1 rRNA gene is annotated in these 235 nt (G+C 54.0%); it reads right to left on the bottom strand.

Going from position 1 to position 235, the window contains the following annotated elements:
- Positions 1 to 235: ribosomal RNA gene (locus AAEY62_RS24860) — 23S ribosomal RNA — on the bottom strand; the annotation flags it as partial.

Below are 235 nucleotides of genomic sequence, written 5' to 3' on the forward strand. Positions count from 1 at the left end.
CATCAACCGCTTACACAACGCTCCCCTACCACACAGAATAAATTCTGAATCCGCAGCGTCGGTGCATAGTATAGCCCCGTGACATCTTCCGCGCAGACCGACTCGACCAGTGAGCTATGACGCTTTCTTTAAAGGATGGCTGCTTCTAAGCCAACCTCCTGGCGGTCTGGGCCTTTCCACATCGTTTCCCCCTTAACTATGACTGTGGGACCGTAGCTGGCGGTCTGGGTTGTGT

This window comes from Pseudoalteromonas sp. GW168-MNA-CIBAN-0100 (assembly GCF_040309225.1).
Taxonomy (GTDB): Bacteria; Pseudomonadota; Gammaproteobacteria; order Enterobacterales; family Alteromonadaceae; genus Pseudoalteromonas; species Pseudoalteromonas arctica.